A 1,300-nucleotide genomic window follows, 5' to 3' on the forward strand; every position below is an offset into this window, starting at 1 on the left:
TATATTAAAAAACTCTGGAATGATTTAAAGTTGATAAATTATCAGTATTTTGAAGCACGAAAAGATATTAAAGATAAGTTTTTCAATGCTAACAATGTTAGTTTTAATAAAGATAATAACCCTGAAAAATAATTGCAGGTTTTTAACAGTTATTATTGCTTTTTTTATAAACTTTAGTTAAATAATTAATTGTAATAAGTCGTCACTTGGGTGACACTTTAACAAAAAATCAAGCAACTTGAATGATGTTTTTATCAACCTCCATTTTACGACAAACGGCCAGTTTTTGTACTGGAAATAAACCTTTAATGCCCATATGCATTCTGGCCGCATTATACCATCTTAGCCATTGTTGTAAGCTAATATTTCTATGTTTATGAGAGTCAAACAAGTATTTAGAAAGAAATTCCTCATCAATAGTTCGGTTAAACCTTTCAACTTTACCATTTGTTTGAGGTCTTCTAACCTTGGTATATTTATGTTTAATATTTAAAAACCTACACATAACCTCAAAGCTATGGAATTTTCTGCCTTCTTCAGTATGCCAGGTAAATTCTTTTCCATTGTCAGATAATAGGCTCTCAAAGCTGATTTCATAAGTGTTACTAAACCAAAAACACCCTCTTTTTAAGAAATCAGCTAACGATTTAGATTTTTTATTGTCTAAAATTTCAGCATAAGTTAATCTTGTAGCGTCATCTTCTAAAACAGCAAGATATTTTTTATTTTTAGGATTTTCACCCCTAACATTAGGAAGTTTTTTAAGATCAATATGTGCCATTTCACCCGCAAATTCTTTTTCATAGCGGATAATAATTTCTTTAGTAATCTTTTTAATGTTTCTACCATAACGTTTAAGAATGTTTCTAATAGTTGATTCTGCGATAGGCTTTGAAGTAGAGGGGTTTAAAATACCATTATTCTTAAGATAGCAATGAATTTTTAGACTTGACCATCTTAATTTATCATAAATTTTAATAATAATTCGTTCAAACTCCTTCTGGGTTTTCTTGTGTTGCCTTCTCGGTACAGGTTTTCTATCAGATAAACTTTCATAAATATTTTCAGGATCAAGCCTTTTAAGCCATTTATAATATGTATTTCTGCTTATTCCAAGCAACTCACAGGTTTTTTTGACGCCTAAGGATGATTGAGCTAACTCAATCATCCTTATTCTCATTGTTGGATTTAATCTTTTGGTATAATTCATATTGGTGGCACTCCTTTTTAATTTTATTTTTATCAACTTAATTTTACTTAAGAAGTGTCACCCTTGTTTTAACTATTCACAAATTATATT

1 protein-coding gene is annotated in these 1,300 nt (G+C 29.1%); it reads right to left on the reverse strand.

Translation table 11 applies throughout. The features are described 5' to 3' along the window. Positions 1-229: 229 nt before the first annotated feature. Positions 230-1,210, reverse strand: coding sequence for an IS481 family transposase (locus tag AB1349_14415; protein ID MEW6558519.1), 981 nt, complete (start codon positions 1,208-1,210; stop codon positions 230-232). Positions 1,211-1,300 lie beyond the last annotated feature (90 nt).

It is taken from the genome of Elusimicrobiota bacterium (assembly GCA_040757695.1).
GTDB lineage: Bacteria > Elusimicrobiota > UBA8919 > UBA8919 > UBA8919 > JBFLWK01.

Excerpts from the sequence above, each read along its gene's own strand:
- AB1349_14415 (MEW6558519.1), bottom strand. The coding sequence starts at position 1,210 with ATGAATTATACCAAAAGATTAAATCCAACAATGAGAATAAGGATGATT.